Origin of the sequence: Corynebacterium gerontici (assembly GCF_003813985.1) — a bacterium.
In the GTDB taxonomy this organism is placed as follows: Bacteria; Actinomycetota; Actinomycetes; order Mycobacteriales; family Mycobacteriaceae; genus Corynebacterium; species Corynebacterium gerontici.
Genome location: NZ_CP033897.1, coordinates 1254191 through 1274198 on the forward strand (window position 1 = coordinate 1254191; position 20008 = coordinate 1274198).

General features: G+C 57.8%; 17 protein-coding genes. 2 read left to right on the forward strand and 15 right to left on the reverse strand.

Features of this window, described 5'->3' with window-relative positions; all coding sequences use genetic code 11:
• Nucleotides 1-23: 23 nt before the first annotated feature.
• From CGERO_RS05870 to coaBC, 6 genes are all read right to left on the reverse strand, one after another.
• Nucleotides 24-1529: an RsmB/NOP family class I SAM-dependent RNA methyltransferase gene (locus tag CGERO_RS05870; RefSeq protein WP_123934140.1), complete on the reverse strand. Its 1506-nt coding sequence runs from the start codon at nt 1527-1529 to the stop codon at nt 24-26.
• Complete coding sequence (fmt, locus tag CGERO_RS05875; RefSeq protein WP_123934142.1) at nt 1526-2473, reverse strand: methionyl-tRNA formyltransferase; 948 nt, start codon at nt 2471-2473, stop codon at nt 1526-1528. The genes CGERO_RS05870 and fmt overlap by 4 nt, the downstream gene beginning before the upstream one ends.
• Nucleotides 2474-2506: 33 nt before the next feature.
• A complete protein-coding gene (gene def / locus CGERO_RS05880; RefSeq protein ID WP_123934143.1) occupies nt 2507-3016 on the reverse strand; it encodes a peptide deformylase in 510 nt (169 codons plus the stop codon).
• A 54-nt stretch (nt 3017-3070) separates the two neighbouring features.
• Nucleotides 3071-5092 carry a primosomal protein N' gene (locus CGERO_RS05885; protein ID WP_123934145.1) on the reverse strand — a complete coding sequence of 674 codons (2022 nt, stop codon included), beginning with the start codon at nt 5090-5092 and terminating at the stop codon, nt 3071-3073.
• A gap of 65 nt (nt 5093-5157) precedes the next feature.
• On the reverse strand, nt 5158-6390 hold the full coding sequence (metK, locus tag CGERO_RS05890; protein WP_123934147.1) for a methionine adenosyltransferase: 1233 nt from the start codon (nt 6388-6390) through the stop codon (nt 5158-5160).
• Nucleotides 6391-6530: 140 nt separating this feature from the next.
• Nucleotides 6531-7778, reverse strand: coding sequence for a bifunctional phosphopantothenoylcysteine decarboxylase/phosphopantothenate--cysteine ligase CoaBC (gene coaBC, locus CGERO_RS05895; protein WP_487249541.1), 1248 nt, complete (start codon nt 7776-7778; stop codon nt 6531-6533).
• Nucleotides 7779-7922: 144 nt separating this feature from the next.
• On the opposite strand from coaBC, the gene CGERO_RS05900 reads away from it, so the two are divergent.
• A complete protein-coding gene (locus tag CGERO_RS05900) occupies nt 7923-8378 on the forward strand; it encodes a hypothetical protein (protein ID WP_123934149.1) in 456 nt (151 codons plus the stop codon).
• A 71-nt stretch (nt 8379-8449) separates the two neighbouring features.
• Here CGERO_RS05900 and rpoZ read toward each other — a convergent pair whose 3' ends face one another.
• The 9 genes from rpoZ to pyrR form a co-directional block, all read right to left on the reverse strand.
• Nucleotides 8450-8734 (reverse strand): DNA-directed RNA polymerase subunit omega, encoded by a 285-nt coding sequence (gene rpoZ, locus CGERO_RS05905; protein ID WP_123934151.1) that lies wholly within the window; start codon nt 8732-8734, stop codon nt 8450-8452.
• Between the two features lie 30 nt (nt 8735-8764).
• Entirely contained in the window at nt 8765-9340 is a 576-nt protein-coding gene (gene gmk / locus CGERO_RS05910) for a guanylate kinase (protein WP_123934152.1), read from the reverse strand.
• Between the two features lie 3 nt (nt 9341-9343).
• Nucleotides 9344-9664: an integration host factor, actinobacterial type gene (gene mihF, locus CGERO_RS05915; protein WP_123934154.1), complete on the reverse strand. Its 321-nt coding sequence runs from the start codon at nt 9662-9664 to the stop codon at nt 9344-9346.
• Nucleotides 9665-9995: 331 nt separating this feature from the next.
• Entirely contained in the window at nt 9996-10835 is an 840-nt protein-coding gene (gene pyrF, locus CGERO_RS05920) for an orotidine-5'-phosphate decarboxylase (RefSeq protein WP_123934156.1), read from the reverse strand.
• An 83-nt stretch (nt 10836-10918) separates the two neighbouring features.
• Nucleotides 10919-14266, reverse strand: a complete 3348-nt coding sequence (carB, locus tag CGERO_RS05925; protein ID WP_123934158.1) for a carbamoyl-phosphate synthase large subunit — start codon at nt 14264-14266, stop codon at nt 10919-10921.
• 30 nt (nt 14267-14296) lie between these two features.
• Nucleotides 14297-15478, reverse strand: a complete 1182-nt coding sequence (gene carA, locus CGERO_RS05930; RefSeq protein ID WP_123934160.1) for a glutamine-hydrolyzing carbamoyl-phosphate synthase small subunit — start codon at nt 15476-15478, stop codon at nt 14297-14299.
• Between the two features lie 37 nt (nt 15479-15515).
• Nucleotides 15516-16856, reverse strand: a complete 1341-nt coding sequence (locus CGERO_RS05935; protein WP_123934162.1) for a dihydroorotase — start codon at nt 16854-16856, stop codon at nt 15516-15518.
• Complete coding sequence (locus CGERO_RS05940) at nt 16853-17791, reverse strand: aspartate carbamoyltransferase catalytic subunit (protein ID WP_123934164.1); 939 nt, start codon at nt 17789-17791, stop codon at nt 16853-16855. The genes CGERO_RS05935 and CGERO_RS05940 overlap by 4 nt, the downstream gene beginning before the upstream one ends.
• Entirely contained in the window at nt 17788-18360 is a 573-nt protein-coding gene (gene pyrR / locus CGERO_RS05945) for a bifunctional pyr operon transcriptional regulator/uracil phosphoribosyltransferase PyrR (RefSeq protein ID WP_123934166.1), read from the reverse strand. Before pyrR ends, CGERO_RS05940 begins: the two co-directional genes overlap by 4 nt.
• Nucleotides 18361-18609: 249 nt before the next feature.
• On the opposite strand from pyrR, the gene CGERO_RS05950 reads away from it, so the two are divergent.
• Complete coding sequence (locus CGERO_RS05950; RefSeq protein ID WP_123934168.1) at nt 18610-19995, forward strand: TIGR01777 family oxidoreductase; 1386 nt, start codon at nt 18610-18612, stop codon at nt 19993-19995.
• Nucleotides 19996-20008: the final 13 nt, after the last annotated feature.

Here is a 20008-nt window from a genome sequence, read left to right on the forward strand (position 1 = left end):
TAGTGGCTGTGCACCCAAGGGGCTTATTGCCCCTGTTTGCGCAAAACTGCAAAGAACATTGCATCGGTGCCGTGGCGGTGTGGCCACATCTGCACCGAGGGGAAACTACCGGTGTTTTCCATCCCCGGCACCAGCGCCTTAGCGTCTACTTCCTTAACCATGCCCTCAGCCAATACGGCGTCGACGACCTCGCGGGTTTCGCGCATGTCCGGTGAGCAAGTGGAATACACCACCACACCCCCGGGACGCACCAGTTCAATGCCGTGGCGCAGCAACTGCAATTGCAGTTTTTGGAGCTCCGGCACGTCGGATTCTTGTTTCTTCCATCGCGCTTCCGGTCTTCTCCTGAGCGCTCCGAGTCCGGAGCATGGGGCGTCGATAAGCACTCGATCATAGCTATTTGGAGTGCCGAAGCTTCGCCCATCGGCCGTGTGCACGGTGACGGGCAGCCCCTCGACTGCGCCGCGCACAAGACCCGCGCGGTGAGAGGAAACCTCCACGGCATCCACATGCGCCTGATCGATTCGAGCAAGTGAAGCTATCAGCGCGGCCTTTCCACCGGGGCCAGCGCAAAGATCCAGCCAGCAGCCGGTATCTTGGCCTTCAAGCGGCGCATTCACCATCGCCCGAGCGATGAGCTGGCTGCCTTCATCTTGGACAGCCGCCATTCCTTGCTGCACTGGCTCGAGTTTGCCCGGGTCGCCGCTAGGAAGCTTGACTGCATACGGGGAATACTCGCCCATTTCTCCGCCGGTAATTAACGCCAACTCTTCGGCGGTAATTTCTCCTGGGCGTGCCACCAAGTGCACACCCGGACGATCCGAATCTGCGGCGAGTGCAGCGGCCAGTTCCTGCTGTTCAGACTGATCAAGCAGCATGGGATCCAACTCCAACGCTTTGCTGAAGCTTCTGGCAATCCATTCCGGGTGAGCGTGGCGAAATGCCGCGCCCGCCAACGCAGTGTCGGGGCTGAGCTTGGTCAACCATTCTTCGGTGTTGCTTCGTGCAATGCTGCGCAGCACGCCATTGACGAAGCCTTTGGCGGACTCGCGCTCCCTCTCTGCAACGATTTTCACGCTCGTGTCCACCGCCGCGTGAGGCTCAACGCGGGTAAACAGCAATTGATAAGCGCCCAGCCGCATGGCATCGAGCACCTCGGGGCTAATCGAATCAATGCCGTTCGAAGCGAGATGATCGATGACGGTATCCAGCACTCCTTGGGTTCTGAGCGTGCCGTAAGTCAATTCGGTGGCAAATGCTGCATCGCGGCCGCTGAGCTTTTGCTCCTTCAACAACGCTGGCAAAGCAATGTTGGCGTAAGCGCCTTCATCACTGACTCGGCGAAGCACCTCAAACGCCACAGCCCTGGGGGCATCCACACTTCGCATAAGGCCACCGCGCTTAGAAAATTCAGCTTTTCGACGTTGCCCCTGCCCCTGCTTGCCCCTGCCTTGATGCTGGGGGTTCGCGCGTTGACCACTTTGTACTTTCGCATTTTTCGTGCGAGATCGGAATCCGCCTTGGCTCATTGGAACATCTTACTTTCTAGGTCGTGTTGGCCGCGTGCCCAGTCGCGAGCAGGCATGTACTTTTTCCCCGGTGGTTGTACGTTCCCTAATTGCACAACCCCGTCAGCGGTGCCAACAAGGACCCGCTTTTTTTCCACAAGGATGCAACCTGCAGCGAGTTCTTGCTCAAGCGCTGCGGCATCAAGGATGCTGATTGGTCCAAACTTCAAGCGCTGATCATCAAGCATGGCCCAAGCACCGGGTTGAGGCATGAGTGCCCGGATCAGGCGTTCAATCGTGGCCGCATCCTGATGGAAATCGACGTGAGCTTGCTCCGTGGTGATTTTCCCGGCGTAGCTCGGTTCACCGTCTTGTGGCTGAGGGACAACGAAACCGCGTTCAAGGCCGTCGAGCACCTCGCAAAGCAAATCCCCGGCTTTGATCGCCAGATGATCCAACAGGCTTTCCGTGGTGGCATCGTTCGGCATCGCCTCAGCATAGGTTCCAAGGATGGGGCCGGTATCCAAACCCTGCTCGATGCGGAATACCGTCACTCCAGTTTGTGTATCGCCAGCCATAAGCGCCGCTTGCACTGGTGATGCGCCACGCCAGCGTGGCAAAAGGGAAAAATGCGCGTTCATCCAACCGTGCCGTGGAAGATCTAGCAACTCTGGACCGATGAGGTTACCGTACGCAACCACGGGAATGCAGTCCGGCTCCAATGCTTCCAAGCGAGCCCGAAGAGCATCGCCTTCCTCGGTGCCTTGACGAATGGTCGATGGGGTGAGCACCTCGATGCCGTGCTCGAGGGCAAGAGCCTTGACAGGCGATGGATGCAGGTTTCGGCCCCTGCCCTTGCGCGCATCCGGGCGGGTAATGACGGCAGACACCTCGTGTTCACTTTCAATGAGCGCGGTGAGGGTTGGAACCGCAACTTCGGGAGTGCCGGCGAATACTAGGCGCATAGGGGTAGCTCTTTCCTTGTAGTGTTCTTAAATTTATTGTTGGAACCACTCAGATTGGCGGATCTCGCGCATCGCTTCTTTCCGCAACGCCGGGCTCAGGCGCTTGAGAAATAGCACCCCATCTAGGTGATCATATTCGTGCTGGATGCAACGAGCGAGCAACCCGGAGGCTACAAGAGACACCGGGTCCCCATGCACGTTGTAACCACGCAACTCGACGGTTTGAGCCCGCTGCACATCTTTCTGGATTTCTGGGATAGAAAGGCAGCCTTCTTGGCCAATCTGGGTGTCCTCGCCAATTGAATGCCACGTGGGGTTGATGATGTGGCCCCGCAAACCCCCTTCGGTGTGGGCGGTGTCGTACACGAAGACTCGCTTGAGCACCCCAATCTGGTTGGCAGCCAAACCCACGCCTCCTGCCGCATCCATGGTTTCTAGCATGTCTTCTACCAGTTGTTCCAAACCGGCATCGTAAACGGTGACGTCCTCGGCTTTGGTGGTCAAGACCGGATCTCCGAAGATGCGGATGTTGCGGATAGTCACAATAAAATTTTTCCTTTAGGGATCTGTTCTAGCTCAATGATCTGGTACTCTAGATTAGCCAACCCGGATCGGGTCAATCTGGATGCGTAATGGCAAATCATTTTTCCTTGCCTGCTTTTGCACTCTCGCCGCGCGTAATGCCTGGCCAAGATCGTTTCGGCCCTGCAACGGTGTGCGCAACAAGATCCGCTGCGCAGGCCCGTAAACCTGTTGATCGTATTCGCCGGGCAGGTGAACATCTCTTGGTAAATCCACAGGCCCAAGTATTTCGGTTGCCGGTGGTAGCTGCGCCAGCTCCAGAAAATCTTCCAGGGCTGCAGCGGGGGCATCAATGGCAGCCATGTGGTATGCGGGCGGGAAGTGCACTTGGCGTCGAAGCTGCAGTTCCCGCGCTGCCATCCCAACAACGTTCCATAACAAGAGCGCCTGCACTTCGGCCAGGGCATTGTCAGCGGCGATCACGACGGTACCGCCCTGCTCCGCCGGTTTACCAAGAGCAATCGCCGCAGACCATGTCCTCATAACGTCTTCGGAAGCCCTGAGGTCCTCTCGCCCCAACATCATCCAAGCGTCAAGCAACACCACCGCGCCATAGCCGCCATCGACCCGTGGCTCCGCGCCGGGCGTAGCAACCACAATTTGCGCCCGGTGCTCAATATGGTCAATCACCCGATTACCACCGGAAACTACTACTGGTGTGCCCGCGTACGCCCTACCGATTTCTTCTGCCGTGCGCACGCTCCCGCGTTGTTGAGCACGCACACCATGATGTCCACACTGCACACAGGCGAACGCTGTCTCGGGCCGTCCACACCAACGACACGTTAAAACATTGCCTTGGTGCGCCTGCTGGTCTTGAAAGCTCAATGGACCATTGCAAGCCCGGCAGCGTGCAGGCGTGCGGCACCGCGCGCAGCTCAGGCCGGGGATGTAGCCCTTTCGTGCTACCTGGACAAGCACTGGGGAGTCACTGTCCAATGCGGTGCGCATCGCTCGAAAGGCTTTCGCCGGTATACGTCCGCGATAGTTCTGGTGGTCACGTTCGATACTGAAGGCCGAATCTTCAATGGCCTCTATTTGTGGCAGTTTTGCTTTCAGCACTTCAGGCGGCGCCACAAGATCGTGACACCACCCCGATTCCACCAGCAATTGTGTCTCCGCGGTACGGGCATACCCTGCGATCAACAATGCACAATGTTCTTGTGCGGAGCGCGTACTGAGTACTTCCCGCGCGTGATAATAGGGCGCCCGCGGCTCAACCAGGTTTTCATCACCGTCGTCCTCGATCACCGTGAGGCGAAGATTTTTCACCGGTGCGAACGCCGCGCTACGCGTACCCACCACAATTCTCGCCTGTCCATGCAAGATGGACAGGTAGCGCCGATAACGGGCCTGTGGACCTTGAGCCGCATTGAGCACCGTGACTTGTTTCGCCCCGACATAGCGGCGCAAAGCCTCCTCCATCGCGTCAACTTCGCGTTGATCAGGCAAGACGATTAACACGCCTCCACCTTCGATCGCCACCTTCGTTGCCAGAGCCCCGAGATGATCCATCCAGGGATCACAGGGCAACAATTGCCACGCTGCTCGTGCTGGCGCCCCTCGGAGAACTGCATCCACGAAGCTCTGACCGTGCCGAAAACTCAACCACCCAGCCAGATCTGGCTCAGCGACCTCGCCAATCGATTCCCACGAAGCGTGAGTGTCAGATTCTTCCGCCTTTGCGTGACGCGGAGGAACCACGAGTCGAATCAAATCTGAAGTCACGCCCGCGTAGCGAACCGTCAGCGATTCCACTAGCTCACGGGTTCGTTTCGGGTAGACCACCTCGGGCGAAATGACACGCTCTACCCATGCAAGCTTGCCCTGGTGCTGTTGATGGTCACTCCTGTGCAACAGTATGGCGTCGACAAGCCTGCCGGAAAACTTAACTCTGAGCCGGACGCCGGGTTTGGCTTCGTGATGCTGTTCGGCAGTAATGAGGTACTCGAATGCCCGGTCCAGGTGCGAAATACCCAGAAGTGGCAGGACATGTGCCACCGGGTTTTCAGGCGCTGGGGTGCGGGCGTAAGACATGCTGGCATTCTAGCGAAGTGCCTCCGAGCGGCCGATGTACCAACGGCATGAGCCGGCTTATCCTGCTACTGAGCTACTCCCGCCGCGCGCTGCAAAGTCTCGGCGCGATCTGTACGCTCCCACGGCAAATCCAGGTCATCGCGACCGAAATGACCGTACGCTGCAGTATCGGCGTAGATGGGGCGGAGCAAATCCAATTCGCGAATGATCGCTGCGGGGCGAAGATCGAATACCTCGAGTACGGCTTGTTGGATGCCTTCATCGTCAAGGCCGTGTTGAGCGGTGCCGAACGTTTCTACGTAGAGGCCGACTGGCTTCGCCCGCCCGATCGCATAAGCGACTTGAACCTCGGCGCGCTCTGCCAGACCTGCCGCAACGATATTCTTGGCAACCCACCGCATCGCGTAAGCGCCGGAGCGGTCGACCTTGCTCGGATCCTTGCCGGAAAACGCGCCGCCGCCATGGCGAGCCATACCGCCATAGGTATCCACGATGATCTTGCGGCCGGTCAGGCCCGCGTCCCCCATGGGGCCACCCACCACGAAGGAACCAGAGGGATTCACCAGTAAGGTGTAATCACTTGCGTTCAAACGCGCAACGACCCCGGAATCCTCGAGCACCCAGTCCACCACGTGCTCTTTGATTTGATCTCGCAACCACTCTTGAGTGACCTCGGGATCGTGCTGCGAAGACACCACGACCGTATCGAGCGCTACAGGGGCACCGGCTTCGTCGTAGGCAAAGGTGACCTGCGTCTTGCCGTCGGGACGAAGATGCTTGACAATGCCTTCCTTGCGCACTTGAGTCAGGCGACGAGCGAGGCGGTGTGCCAAATCAATAGGCAAAGGCATCAACGTCGGCGTTTCATTGGTGGCGTAACCGAACATCAGGCCCTGGTCACCGGCACCCGCTTGATCTTCGAGTTCCTCGGACTGACCATCGCGAACCTCTTGGGAAGTATCGACACCCGAACCGATTTCGGCGGATTGCTCGCCGATGCTCACCGATACGCCACAGGTGGTGCCGTCAAAACCCACATCAGAAGATGTAAATCCGATTTCCCGTAGGCGATCGCGCACCAATCGGGGAATCTCCACATAACCGCTCGTGCGGACCTCGCCCACGACATGGACCAAACCGGTGGTCGCTACGGTTTCGACGGCCACGCGGGCACCCGGATCTACCGACAGTAAAGCGTCCAGGATGGTGTCAGAAATGGAATCGCAGATTTTGTCTGGGTGCCCCTCGGTGACCGACTCGCTGGTGAAAAGGCGAAGTTTTGGAGATACAGCGTTCACGGCGTTGCTTTCTACTAATCGTCAATTTTACGGGCATTAAGCCCATCGCTTCGCTCCAAGATAGACCAAGCTGTCTAATTTTGCAAGCAGCTTAGTCTGGCAAGCCTGCCAAGGTTACAAAAGCGACAAAACAAAAGCGATTACGAGTCTCGGCGAAGTCGCTCCGCGATCTCATCGAGTATCACACCAGCCACTTCCAACTTCGTGCCATCGGCTACTGGTGTTTCACTGCCGTCACTACCGAGCAGCACACCGCGATTCCGCAACTTTCCAAACACCTGATCTCCAGAAACCTCGTTGAACATCAGCAAGTCGCAGCCCTTGCGTTTGAGCTTTTCACGAGCCAGGTCCAGCGCGTCGCGCTCCTTACTCCCCGTCTCCGCGGCAAACCCGACGATCAACGGTTGCGCCTTCATCCCTCCGCTGTCGCGAGCCTGCACCAGGGACCGCAGAATATCCGGATTCTCCTTCAAAGTAAGTTGCTGCAATTGCGCATCGTTAGCACCTTTTTTCAACTTCGTTTCCGCCACTTCCGCGGGTCTCACATCAGCTACCGCCGCAACCATCAAGATCACATCCTGGTTCTCGGCGCGCTCAAACACAGCCTCCTGCAGGTCTCGAGCAGAACGCACACGAGCCACCACAGCCCCGGCAGGGGTAGGCAAAACCTCAGTATTCGCAGCCACGATGCTAACTTCAGCACCACGCTGCGCGGCAAGTTCGGCGAGCGCATAGGCTTGACGGCCCGAAGAATGATTGCCGATATAACGCACGGGATCGATATGCTCTTGAGTTCCGCCTGCGGTAATTAGAACTCGCTTCCCCTCAAGGTCGCGTCTGAAACTAGTAGATGCGTTTGCAGCCAAAGCAAGAGTAACGATTTGTTCAGGGTCGAGAAGACGACCGGGACCGGTGTCATTGCCCGTAAGCCTACCGTGCGCAGGTTCGAGAACGATCACCCCACGTGAACGCAGCAGCTCTACATTTGCCTGCGTAGCGGGGTGCTCCCACATTTCCGTGTGCATCGCTGGAGCCACCACCACGGGACAGGTTGCCACGAGGAGGGTGGTGGTGAGTAGATCGTCGGCACAACCATGCGCCATGCGCGCGAGTAGATCCGCTGTCGCCGGCGCAATCACTACAAGGTCAGCCTCTTTTCCAACACGGACGTGCTGTACTTCGTCCACAGCGTCGAACACCGTGGCACTCACCGGATTGCCAGACAGCGCCTCGAACGTGGCCGCTCCGACGAAGTTCAGAGCAGCGGCAGTCGGCACCACCCGCACTTGATGCCCTGCTTCTTTAAAGTGGCGAACCACATGGCACGCTTTATACGCGGCGATACCACCTGCTACACCGACAACCACATTCATGGGGCTCGTGCTCACCTGTTCTTGCTCCTTTTTGGGGAAGTTCCCGCCTGTGCGGGTTCGAAATTGTCACACTCACGGTTGCTGAGGGCAGATCGTGCAAGTCTGCCCAATCTCGCAGCTCTCAATACCAAACTAAACCTAGCCAGAGTATGCAAGTGCGTGATGCATGAGACATATTCGAGCACTGCAATTCACGCTCGGGGCATACCCCTTTACACGGTCATCGTCCACCTGTCCGTTGTAGCCCCGCCTGCTGCTGCCCTATCGGTGATCGTCTGGCTGCTCACCAAGCGACGCCTTGGACTCGCAACCATCGTCACCACAGACACCCGTGCCGCTGCGACGATCTTCGCAAAGATCACCGGCGCACGATTGTTAAAGCAAAGGGGCTACAGCGAAGGACAACCGGAGCCGGCTGCGGATCACGCCGATTGGGCAACTTACGCCGTGATGTCCGTATGCGCCATGTTCGCTACTGCCGCGGCAACTTGGTTTGGCGAACATCGCGGCATGCTCACTTTTACACGTGTAGCCAAGGTGCTGTTAGTCATCTACGCCGCTGTCTCGATCATTACCGTCGTCGCAACTGGTCACGGAGGTGCCATGTTGGTGTGACAGCATTAAGCACTCCAGCAGTGGAAGAAAATACGAAATGCGCCCGCGAGGGGCGCATTCTTTTTCTTGCTTTAGCCTTCTTCGTGTTCGAGCAGCCCTGCGTCGATTTCGCGCAAAGCAATCGACAGCGGCTTCTCCCCTGTCTCGGGGGTCACCAGTGGCCCTACGAATTCGAAGACGCCCGGCTCATCGTCCTGGAAATAGCTGTTGATCTGCCGTGCGCGCTTCGCAGCAAAGATCACCAACGCATACTTCGAGGAAACTCGCTTCAGCAATTCGTCGATCGGCGGAGCGGTGATGCCGGTTGGCGTGTCAAACACGCTGTCGTTATTCTCAATCACGTTGCTTTCAAGCACCTTTTCTTCAAAAGTTGTTCGTACCAGCGGCTATGATCCACCTAGAAGAATCGAACGCAGGGTTGCGATCGTGTCTTCAAGATCTTCATTGACCACTACATGTTTAAACTCGTCGCTACACGCAAGTTCATTGCGAGCGGTTTCGAGACGGCGCTGGATCACGTCTTCCGCTTCAGTTCCCCGACCCGTCAGGCGAGCCACCAGCACCTCCCAGGAGGGCGGCGCAAGGAACACGGTTTCAGCTTCAGGCTTTAGCTTGGCGACGTTGCGCGCTCCCTCAAGGTCCACCTCAACCAAGACCGGCCGGCCAGCAGACAACGCTTCGTCGACGGGCTTCGCCGGTGTGCCGCTGCGCTGCAGTCCACCGTGAATTTCTGCCCACTCGAGCATTTGTCCGCGGTCGATATTGCCTTGAAACTCCTCCGGAGTCACGAAGTAGTAATCCTGACCATGCACTTCTCCCGGGCGTGGAGCGCGGGTGGTCATTGAGACCGAGAAGTACAAGTTCGGCACCTCTTCGCGTAGGCGATGAACCACCGTCGATTTGCCTACGGCTGAAGGGCCAGCCAGCACCACGAGCCGACCCATTTGGTTATCGCCTTGCATGAGTTAGCCTTCGAAGCCGAAGCGCTCGAGCAGTGCGCGACGCTGACGCTCGCCGAGGCCACGAAGACGTCGGGTCTGAGCGATCTCCAGCTCCTCCATGATCTCCTTAGCCTTAACCTTGCCAACCTTGGGCAGGGACTCGAGCAGAGCAGACACCTTGGTCTTGCCGATGATCTCGTCGGAAGAGGCCTTGTCAAGGACCTCCTTCAGGGTGATGTCGCCGCGCTTGAGCTGCTCCTTGAGCTCAGCGCGTGCCTTGCGGGCTTCTGCAGCCTTCGCGAGGGCTTCCTTGCGCTGCTCGTCAGTCAACTTGGGAAGGGCCACGGGGTTCCTCCGATTCAAAAGATGTACGTTTTCATTAAATCTGCGCCTTCAGCGCCGGCATTCAACCATACACACCTCGCATTCAGGCAGAAAACCCTCATGCTTGCGCGTTCTTCAGTTCAATTTCGACAACTTCAGCGCTTGTGCAGCCGGGGCTCGGATGCCTTCTGAGACGCCTCGTACCGGCCACAACTTCCAGCGCTGGGCGCTGACGTCCGACTAAGTCTAGCACCTAAAGCTAAAACACTAGGTAATCCGGGGTATTTCTCGAAAATTCCCAGCTCAGAAGCCTGCCGATAAAGCCGACGCCCAACGCTGTGAGCTGCGGGAATTACGGTCGTGCAATTCCTGGATAATCCTGTGCGGCAGTACGCAATGCCGACGACAGCGCGTCCACATCTGGACCCTGTTTCAGTACCGCGCGGGAAACATTTGGAATCGCAAGCGCCTCATTGCCAGCCGCCAGGCGTGCCACATCCCGCGCACCTGCCCCCTGGGCACCAACGCCCGGTAGAAGCACCGGTCCGCGTAGTTGAGTCATCTCTGGTGCTCGTTCTAAGGTCGCCCCAACCACAACACCGCAATTACCAAAGTCACGCCCGGGATGCTGTGCAGCATTTTCTTCCCGCACCGCGTTGACAATCTGTTGTGCGATGCTCAATCCGTGCTCGTCGCGTTGATCCTGAAGCTCCCGCGCTTCGGGGTTGGACGTAGCGGCGAGCACGAACACTCCTGCATCGTGGGCGTTTGCTTTTTGCAACAACGGCGCCAATGAACCAAAACCTAAGTATGGAGACACGGTAACGGCATCGGAGCACAGTGGCGAGGCAGGATCGAGCCACGCTGTTGCATACCCCTGCATGGTGGAGCCAATATCGCCACGTTTGGCGTCGGCAAGCACCAAAGTGCCGGCCTCCCGCAGCGCAGCAATGGTTTCTTCCAACACCGCAAATCCCTGGGAACCAAATGCTTCATAAAAAGCGACCTGGGGCTTGACAAGTGCACACCGTCCAGCAAAAGCCTCCACGCAGCGTTGCGAAAATTCTCGCAGTCCACGAACGTCGGTGGATAGACCCCACTGCTCGAGAAGTGCGGCATGTGGATCAATACCAACGCACAGTCGCCCGTGCTCTTTGGTTGCTTCATACAGGCGTTCGCCGAAGGTTGCCATGGAGATGCTCCTTATTCGATGTTGATAGACAACATGCGCCCTAGCATCTCGGATGAAGACGTTCTAGGGCGCATGTGACGGTGTTAGTTGGCGTTGACTGCGTGGTCGAGTTCTTGCAGAGCCCGAACTGTGATGTCACCGCCGCGCAGCGCCTCAATGCCCTGCACTGCGGCCGTCACTCCCTGGACGGTGGTCACCAACGGCACACCGATGTTCACGGCCGCCGCGCGGATTTCGTAGCCGTCGTGGCGGGCGCCGGAAGAACCGGCCGGGGTGTTCAGAATCAAATCAATTTCCCCAGCGTTAATCATGTCCACGATGGCACGCTGATCACCGGTGCCCTCGCGAGCCTCGGTCTGCTTCAACACCGTCTCACACTCCACGCCATTGCGGCGCAACATCCCGGCGGTGCCTCCGGTGGCAAAGATCTTAAAGCCGAGCGTGGCAAGACGTTGGATCGGGAAGATCAAGGTGCGCTTGTCTCGATTCGCTACGGAGACGAACACGTTGCCCTGGGTGGGCAATGCGCCGAAGGCTCCCTCTTCAGCCTTGGCGTATGCGGCACCGAAGTTATCGGCAAGCCCCATCACTTCGCCAGTCGATTTCATCTCCGGGCTCAGAAGTGTGTCGAGCATGGAGCCATCTGGGCGACGGAAACGGTTAAAGGGCAGCACAGCCTCCTTCACAGCAATGGGTGCGTCAAGGGGCAGTGAGCCGCCGTCGTGAGATGTTGGGATCATGCCCTCGTCTTGGAGCTGCGGGATAGTTGCACCCGTCATGATCCGCGCTGCTGCCTTCGCCAGGTGCACGCCGGTGGCTTTGGACACAAAGGGAACGGTTCGAGATGCACGAGGGTTCGCCTCAATGACGTAGAGCACGTCGTCTTTGAGCGCGTACTGCACGTTCATCAGTCCCTTCACACCAATGCCATGTGCCAAGGCCTCGGTGGAACGGCGCACACGCTCAATGTCTTCCTTGCCCAGTGTCATGGGTGGCAGAGCACAGGCGGAGTCACCAGAGTGAATGCCGGCTTCCTCAATGTGTTCCATCACGCCAGCCAGATAGACATTTTCACCATCACAGAGCGCATCCACGTCAATCTCAATGGCGGAATCCAGGAAGCGATCCACCAACACTGGGTGATCGCTGGTGATTTCGGTGGCTCGTTCGATGTAATTCTCCAACGCCTGCTCGTCATAGACGATCTCCATGCCGCGGCCGCCGAGCACATAGGAGGGGCGCACCAACACTGGGTAGCCGATGCCGCTCGCCACTTCCTTAGCCTCGGCGAAAGACGTAGCGGTGCCGAAAGCAGGTGCGGGCAAATTCGCCTTGCGCAGCACCTCACCGAATTCGCCGCGATCCTCTGCCAGGTCGATGGCCTCCGGGGTAGTGCCAATCACGGGCACGCCGGCGTCGCGCAAACGCTCAGCCAAGCCCAGTGGCGTCTGCCCACCAAGCTGCACAATCACGCCAGCAACGTTGCCGGATTCAGATTCCGCATGGTAGACCTCCATGACATCTTCGAAGGTCAGCGGCTCGAAGTAGAGGCGGTCGGCCGTGTCGTAGTCAGTGGAAACCGTCTCTGGGTTGCAGTTGACCATCACCGTCTCGTATCCGATGCGAGAAAGCTCAAGGGCTGCATGCACACAGGAGTAGTCGAACTCGATGCCCTGACCGATGCGGTTCGGACCGGAACCCAAGATGATGATTTTGTCCTTGTCCCGCTGTTCACGCACCTCAGACTCAGCCGCAGGATCGAGCTCGTAGGAGGAATAGTGATACGGCGTGGCGGCTTCGAATTCGGCTGCACAGGTGTCCACCGTTTTGAACACGGGGCGAATGCCGAGCGACCAGCGCAAGCGACGCACACCGTCCTCGCCCGCAAATTCGGGGCGCAAGCGGGCAATCTGGAGATCGGAAAGCCCAAAGAACTTGGCCCTGCGCAACAGTTCTTCGTCGAGCACTGGGGCGTCAATAAGCTCTTGACGGAACTGGACAAGAGCCTCGAGTTCGGCAAGGAACCAGGGGTCAATGCCTGAAGCCTCGTGCACCTGCTCAACACTCGCACCAAGGCGAAGCGCCAATTCTGCGTCGTACATGCGGCCTTCCGTCGGGCGCTGAAGATCCTGCAGCACGGCCTCGACGTCCTTGGCGCGATCCCCCGCGAAGCTCGCATCATCGATGGTCCAGAAGCCGGACTGCTTGTTTTCCAGCGAGCGCATCACCTTATTGAGCGCGGAGATGTAGTTACGGCCAAGGCTCATGGCCTCGCCCACCGATTTCATGGTGGTGGTGAGCGTGTCATCAGCGCCGTTAAACTTCTCAAAAGCAAAGCGTGGAGCCTTGACCACCACATAGTCAAGGGTCGGCTCAAAGGCTGCTGGGGTAACAGCGGTGATGTCGTTGGTGATCTCATCGAGCGTGTAGCCGATGGCGAGCTTGGCGGCGATCTTGGCAATTGGGAAGCCCGTGGCCTTTGATGCCAGCGCCGAGGAACGCGACACGCGGGGGTTCATCTCGATGGTGATCAACCGGCCATCGTTGGGGTTCAAGGCGAACTGAATGTTGCAGCCGCCGGTATCCACGCCAACTTCGCGAATAATCGCGATGCCCTGATCACGCATCTTCTGGAATTCGCGGTCGGTCAGCGTGAGCGAAGGCGCCACGGTGACGGAATCACCAGTGTGCACGCCTAGAGCATCCACGTTTTCAATAGAGCAGATCACCACGACGTTATCGGCTCCATCGCGCATCAGCTCGAGTTCGTATTCTTTCCAGCCGAGGATGGACTCCTCGATCAGCACATTGGCCTCCGGTGACGCAGCGAGTCCGCCACCTGCGATGCGCTCAAGATCTTCATCATTAAATGCGAGACCCGAGCCAAGACCACCCATAGTGAATGAAGGGCGAACCACTACGGGAAGCCCCAGTTCAGCGACCGTCTCGTGCACTTCCTCCATGGAGTGACACACGCGCGAACGTGCGGATTCTCCACCGATTTTCGCCACGATGTCTTTAAACTTCTGGCGATCTTCACCGCGTTCGATGGCATCGATGTCGGCTCCGATGAGCTCAACGCCGTACTTCTCCAAGCTGCCGCGCCGATCAAGCTGGATCGCAGCATTGAGCGCGGTTTGCCCACCTAGCGTCGCAAGGACGGCATCAATCGGGTGTCCCTGCTCGATCTCTTTTTCAAAAATCTTCTCGATATATTCGGGCTGGATCGGCTCCACATAAGTGTGATCAGCGAACTCAGGATCGGTCATGATGGTGGCGGGATTCGAGTTAATCAGAGTGACCCGAAGCCCCTCTTCTTTGAGCACCCGGCACGCTTGTGTACCCGAGTAGTCAAATTCGCACGCCTGACCAATCACGATCGGCCCGGAACCGATGACCAGGACGTGCTGTAAATCGTTGCGCTTTGGCATAAATCTTCCTTGTACTTTCCTGATCTCGGTTTACTTGCCGGTTTGCTTGCTTTTCGACGTCCCCTGTTGCTCCATCAGCTCAATGAACTGATCAAACAATGGATTAGCATCGTGCGGCCCCGCAGCGGACTCGGGGTGGTATTGCACGGAGAATGCCATACCGTTCTCTAGCGCCACGCCCTCCACCGTGTTGTCATTGAGGCAGGTGTGAGTGACCTGGGCGGTACCGAACGGCGTCTCGAATGGCTTGCCGGCTTCACCCTTGAGCGCAAAACCATGGTTCTGTGCGGTGATGTCGATGACGCCGGTGAGGTGATTGAGTACTGGCACATTGATGCCGCGGTGACCAAACTTCATCTTGAACGTTTCAAGCCCCAACGCGCGGCCGAGGATCTGATTGCCGAAGCAAATCCCGAAAAATGGGATTTTGGCGTCGAGCACGTCTTGGACCACCGCCACCATTTCGTCGGCGGTGGCCGGATCTCCCGGTCCGTTGGAGACAAACACGCCGTCGGGTTCGTACTGTTTAATCTCCTCAAATGGTGTATTCGCGGGCACGACCACCGTGCGGATACCGCGCTGGGCAAAGTTGCGCGGAGTGTTGGTCTTGATGCCCATGTCGTAGGCCACAACAGTAAATCGCTGCTCGGTTTCAGGCTCCACGATGTAGGTCTCATCGGTAGCCACTTCCTTGGCTAGGTCGGCACCCTGCATTGAGGGCTGTGCCTTCACCTTGGCGAGAAGTTCCTCATCGCTTCGCTGAGCATCGTCACCAGAGAACACACCCGCAGCGATTGAGCCAAAGTTGCGCAGGTGACGCACCACCGCACGGGTGTCCACGCCCGCGATACCGACGATGCCCTGGGAGATCATCTCATCTTCCAAGGAGCGCTCTGCTCGCCAGTTTGACACCCGCACCGAGAGGTCACGGATAACCAGACCAGCAACCCAAATCTTGTCCCCATGGGACTCCCCATCCTCGTCGTTCCAGCCGGTATTGCCGATCTGCGGCGCGGTCGCCACCACAATCTGTCGGTGGTAGGAGGGATCAGTCATCGTTTCCTGGTACCCGGTCATCGCTGTGCTAAACACGGCTTCGCCCAGGGTGGTGCCAACTTTGCCGAAGCTTGTGCCGCGGAAAATCTTGCCGTCGGCGAGCACAAGCGCGGCGGGATAGCGCTTTGGCGCTTGGCTTGCTTGGGAATTACTCAAGAGGAATCTTGCCTTTCAAAAAATTGTTGCGTGCTCTTTAGCTTGTGCGTGCTTGGGCCGGAACACCGTTCGAGCTTGTAACGCGTCCGCGCAGGATCGTTGCCTTTACTTTCGTGTCAAAGTCCATGCCCTCATATGGCGTGTTGGCTGCCTTGGATGCCAGCTTCTCCCCCGCAACCTTCCAGTTTTCCTTAGAACTCACGATGGTGAGGTTCGCCGGTTCGCCTTCTGCGATTGGGCGCCCATGATCTTTGAGCTTCAGTAGTTCGGCCGGGCGCTCGCTCATCACTTTCGCAACAAAACGCCAGTCGGCCAAGCCTGATTCCACGAAGATCTGAGCGATGATCGCCAGTGAAGTTTCAAGCCCCAGCATGCCTGGCCGAGCATTTTCAAACTCGCAGCACTTTTCTTCAGAGCCGTGCGGGGCGTGATCGGTTGCCACGCAATCGATGACGCCCTCCAAAAGAGCATCGCGCAACGCAAGGGTGTCTTTGTGCTCACGCAGCGGGGGGTTCACCCGATTCACGCCATCATAAGTTTCTAGGCGCTCGTCGGTGAGCAGCAGGTGGTGAGGCGTTACCTCGGCAGAAAGCGGAATGCCCTGATCTTTAGCCCAACGCAGCAGCTCTACTGTGCCTTCAGTTGAGGCGTGGCAGATATGCATGCGGTTGCCATAATCCCGGCATAGCAACGCATCGCGGGCCACGATGGATTCTTCAGCAACACGGGGCCAGCCGCGCAAACCAAGGCGCGCAGCAATTTCACCCTCGTGCGCTACTGCACCTTCAGTCAAGCGTGGATCTTCGCAGTGCTGAGCCAGCAACACGTCGAGACCTTTGGCATATTCGATAGCTCGACGCATGAGCAGCGGATTATCCACGCATTTGCCGTCATCGGAGAACATGCGCACCTTGGCGTCGGAACGCGCCATCATGCCGAATTCGGTGAGTTCTTTGCCTTCGAGACCTTTGGTAATTGAGCCGACCGGATAAACATCGCAGAGTCCGATGTCCTGTCCCTTATGCCAAACTGCCTCCGCAATCACAGGCTGATCCATCACCGGCTGAGTATTCGCCATGGTGAACACTGCGGTAAATCCACCATTTGCCGCGGCGGCTGAGCCAGTTGCGATCGTCTCGGTGTCCTCGCGGCCCGGTTCACGGAGGTGAACATGCATATCAACGAGACCGGGCAACAGCACCCCACCCTCACCTTCAACCACGACGCCGTCGAATTCTTGGTCAGCGGCAATGGTCTCGATCACGCCATCGCGCACGAGAACATCCGTGGCTTCGCCTTCACCGTAGAGGTGCACATTCTTAATCAGGACAGATTCTGCGTGCGCCATTGGCACTACTCCTTCGTTCTTAATGCTCATAGCGCCTCGTTTCCACTGGCAACCAGGCTAAACAGCACTGCCATGCGCGTGTGCACGCCGTTGTTGACCTGCTGCAGCACTGCTGTGCGTGGAACGTCTGCAACTGCGTCGGAGATTTCCATGCCACGAAGCATGGGACCTGGGTGCATCACGATGGCATGATCTTGCAGCTTCGCTTCTCTCGCAGCCGAAAGGCCGAATAATGCGGCATATTCCCTGTGTGATGGGAAAAAACCGCCGTGCATTCGCTCCTGCTGGACCCGCAACATCATCACTACGTCGGCGTCGACAAGCTCTGCATCCATATCAAAACTGGTGCGCACCGGCCATTGTTCAACGCCGGTGGGCAACAGCGTGGGCGGTGCCACCAGGACGACCTCAGCGCCGAGAGTGCTGAGCAGATCGACGTTGGAACGTACCACGCGGGAATGCAAGCAATCGCCCACGATCACGATTTTGCGCCCGTCGATATTGCCGAGACGCTGGCGCATCGTCACCGCATCAAGCAGCGCCTGGGTTGGATGCTGATGTGAACCATCGCCAGCGTTGATTACCGAGGGGCCATTGCCAGCAGGGGCAACCCACTGCGCCAATTGTTGTGCAGCGCCCGAGGAAGGATGGCGCATGATGATCGCGTCGGCGCCGATGGCAGAGAGCGTTAAGCCAGTGTCTTTGAGCGACTCGCCCTTTTTCACTGAAGAGGATGAAGCGGAAATGTTGATCACGTCTGCGCTCATCCACTTCCCCGCAGTCTCAAACGAGGAACGCGTGCGGGTGGAGTTTTCATAAAAAAGCGTGAAGATCGTGCGTCCACGCAAGGTTGGCAATTTTTTAATCTCACGCCCCAAAAGCGCTTCGCGGAAACGGTCAGCCTCGTCCATGAGGCCGATTATTTCGTCCTTGCGGAGATCTGAAATGGAAAGCAGGTGTTTCACTGTGCAGCGTCCTGTCGATAAAGCTCAACGGCATCGCGGCCGTCAATATCGCTGATGAGCACGCGCACATCCTCGTGGCGCGCGGTGGGCAAATTCTTCCCCACGTAATCAGCTCGGATCGGAAGTTGACGATGGCCTCGGTCTACTAGGACCGCGAGCTGGATCATTTCTGGCCGGCCGAGGTCTCGCAATGCATCCAAAGCAGCACGAATGGTACGGCCGGAGAAAAGGACATCGTCAACCAGGATCACGGTGGTGGCATCTACGCCGACGGACGGGATACGGGTAGGTTGCAGCGCCCGGTGCGGCTTAGTGCGCAGGTCGTCGCGGTACAACGTGATGTCAAGGGAACCAACCGGAACATTGATTCCGGTGAACTCTTCGATTTTTGCCGCCAGGCGCTTCGCCAGCGGCACCCCACCCGATGGAATCCCCAAGAGCAGCACTGGTGCGGCGTCATCATCGTCCAGTGCCGTTTTTTCAATAATCTGGTGCGCGATGCGCGCGATTGTCCGGGCTACATCGTCGCTGTTGAGCAGCGTTGACGTCGCTTCCGAGTTCTCGCTCATCGTGACCTCCTTCCCCGCCTCTCTGTGCGGTCCGTTAAAGGATGTCTGCCTTCGCAAGCATCGCCACAGATACTAGCATTTACGCGACATTTCTACCCCCGTTGCCCGAAAGCACTGCCGATTCCCCTTGAACAAAACCTTCCACTTTTGCATTCAAAATAACTAAGTGTGGCTACACTGGTGACGACAATCGCCTTCCGCCCAATCATTCAAAGGGCTAGCGACATTGCCGAGGAGCGCATTTTCACCATGTCATTTCAAATCAGTCACATCATCGACGCCCCGCGCGAACAAGTCTGGCAGTGGCACACGCGCCCGGGAGCAGTGGTTCGACTCACTCCATCATTCCTGCCGATGACCCCGCTCCAGCAGGCATCAAGCCTTGCCGACGGCACCACCGTATTTAGCCTCCCGGGCGGGCTTAGGTGGGAGGCAAAGCATGAGTTCAGCGGCTACGTTAGCGGATACCGCTTCACTGATCGTTGCGTCAGCGCACCGATAGCAGCACTTGCGAAATGGCGCCATGTCCATGTTTTCGCAGAGGCTTTGAACGAACACGAACAACTAGAAGCTACGAAAATAACCGACTCCCTAGATACTCGCCTTCCAAAAGCAGCATTGACCGCCGCTTTTGCGTATCGCCAACAACAATTGATCCAAGACTTTGCAGCGCTCAAACGTTTCGAAGCGCTGGTCCAGGATCAAGCCAATGATCAGCCTCTGGTGATCGCCATGACGGGCGCCAACGGCTTGGTGGGAACCGCGCTTTCCGCGCAGTTGCAAACCATGGGGCACACCGTCATTTCGCTTACCCGCAACAACCCTGGCGAAGGCGAGCGATTGTGGGAACCGGAGAACCCAGCGAACGACCTGCTAGACGGCGTCGATGTGCTCGTGCACCTCGCGGGAGAATCAATCATGGGTCGCTTCACAGACTCCCATAAGCAGGCCATTTATGATTCACGCATTGGGCCGACAAAAAAGCTCGCAGCTCTCGTACGAGCATCGGATACCTGCCACACATTGGTGAGCGCATCAGCCATCGGATTTTATGGTCACGACACAGGAGAACACACCGTCGATGAGCAGTCTGATGCTGGCGAAGGCTTCCTCGCATCGGTCTGCGAGGACTGGGAGGCCGCCGCTACACAGGCAGCGGCGGACGGGAAACGCGTATGTCAGGTCAGAACAGGCATTGTTTTAAGCGGAGCAGGCGGGCTACTGCCGGTAATGAAGGGACTGTTTTCAGTAGGGCTTGGAGGCGAACTCTCCGGCGGCAAACCCTGGTTCTCCTGGATCGCTATCGACGATCTCTGCGACATCTATTGCCGAGCAATCTTTGACCAACGGTGCACAGGACCAATCAACGCTGTTGCCCCGAATCCAGTGCGTAACGCGGAATTCACGGAAGCTCTCGGGCAGGAATTGCATCGTCCTACTATCATCCCAATTCCAAACCTCGGCCCCAAACTCATCTTGGGCGAAGAAGGCGCCAAGGAACTGGCCCTCGCGAACCAACGGGTCGCCGCGACAAAGGCCGAAGATCTTGGTCATGTGTTCCGCTACGAGCACATCCAGCAGGCGCTCGCCCACGAGTTGGGCGGCGAGACACTTCAACATCCGCCCCTGAAATAGCAGAAAAGGCTGC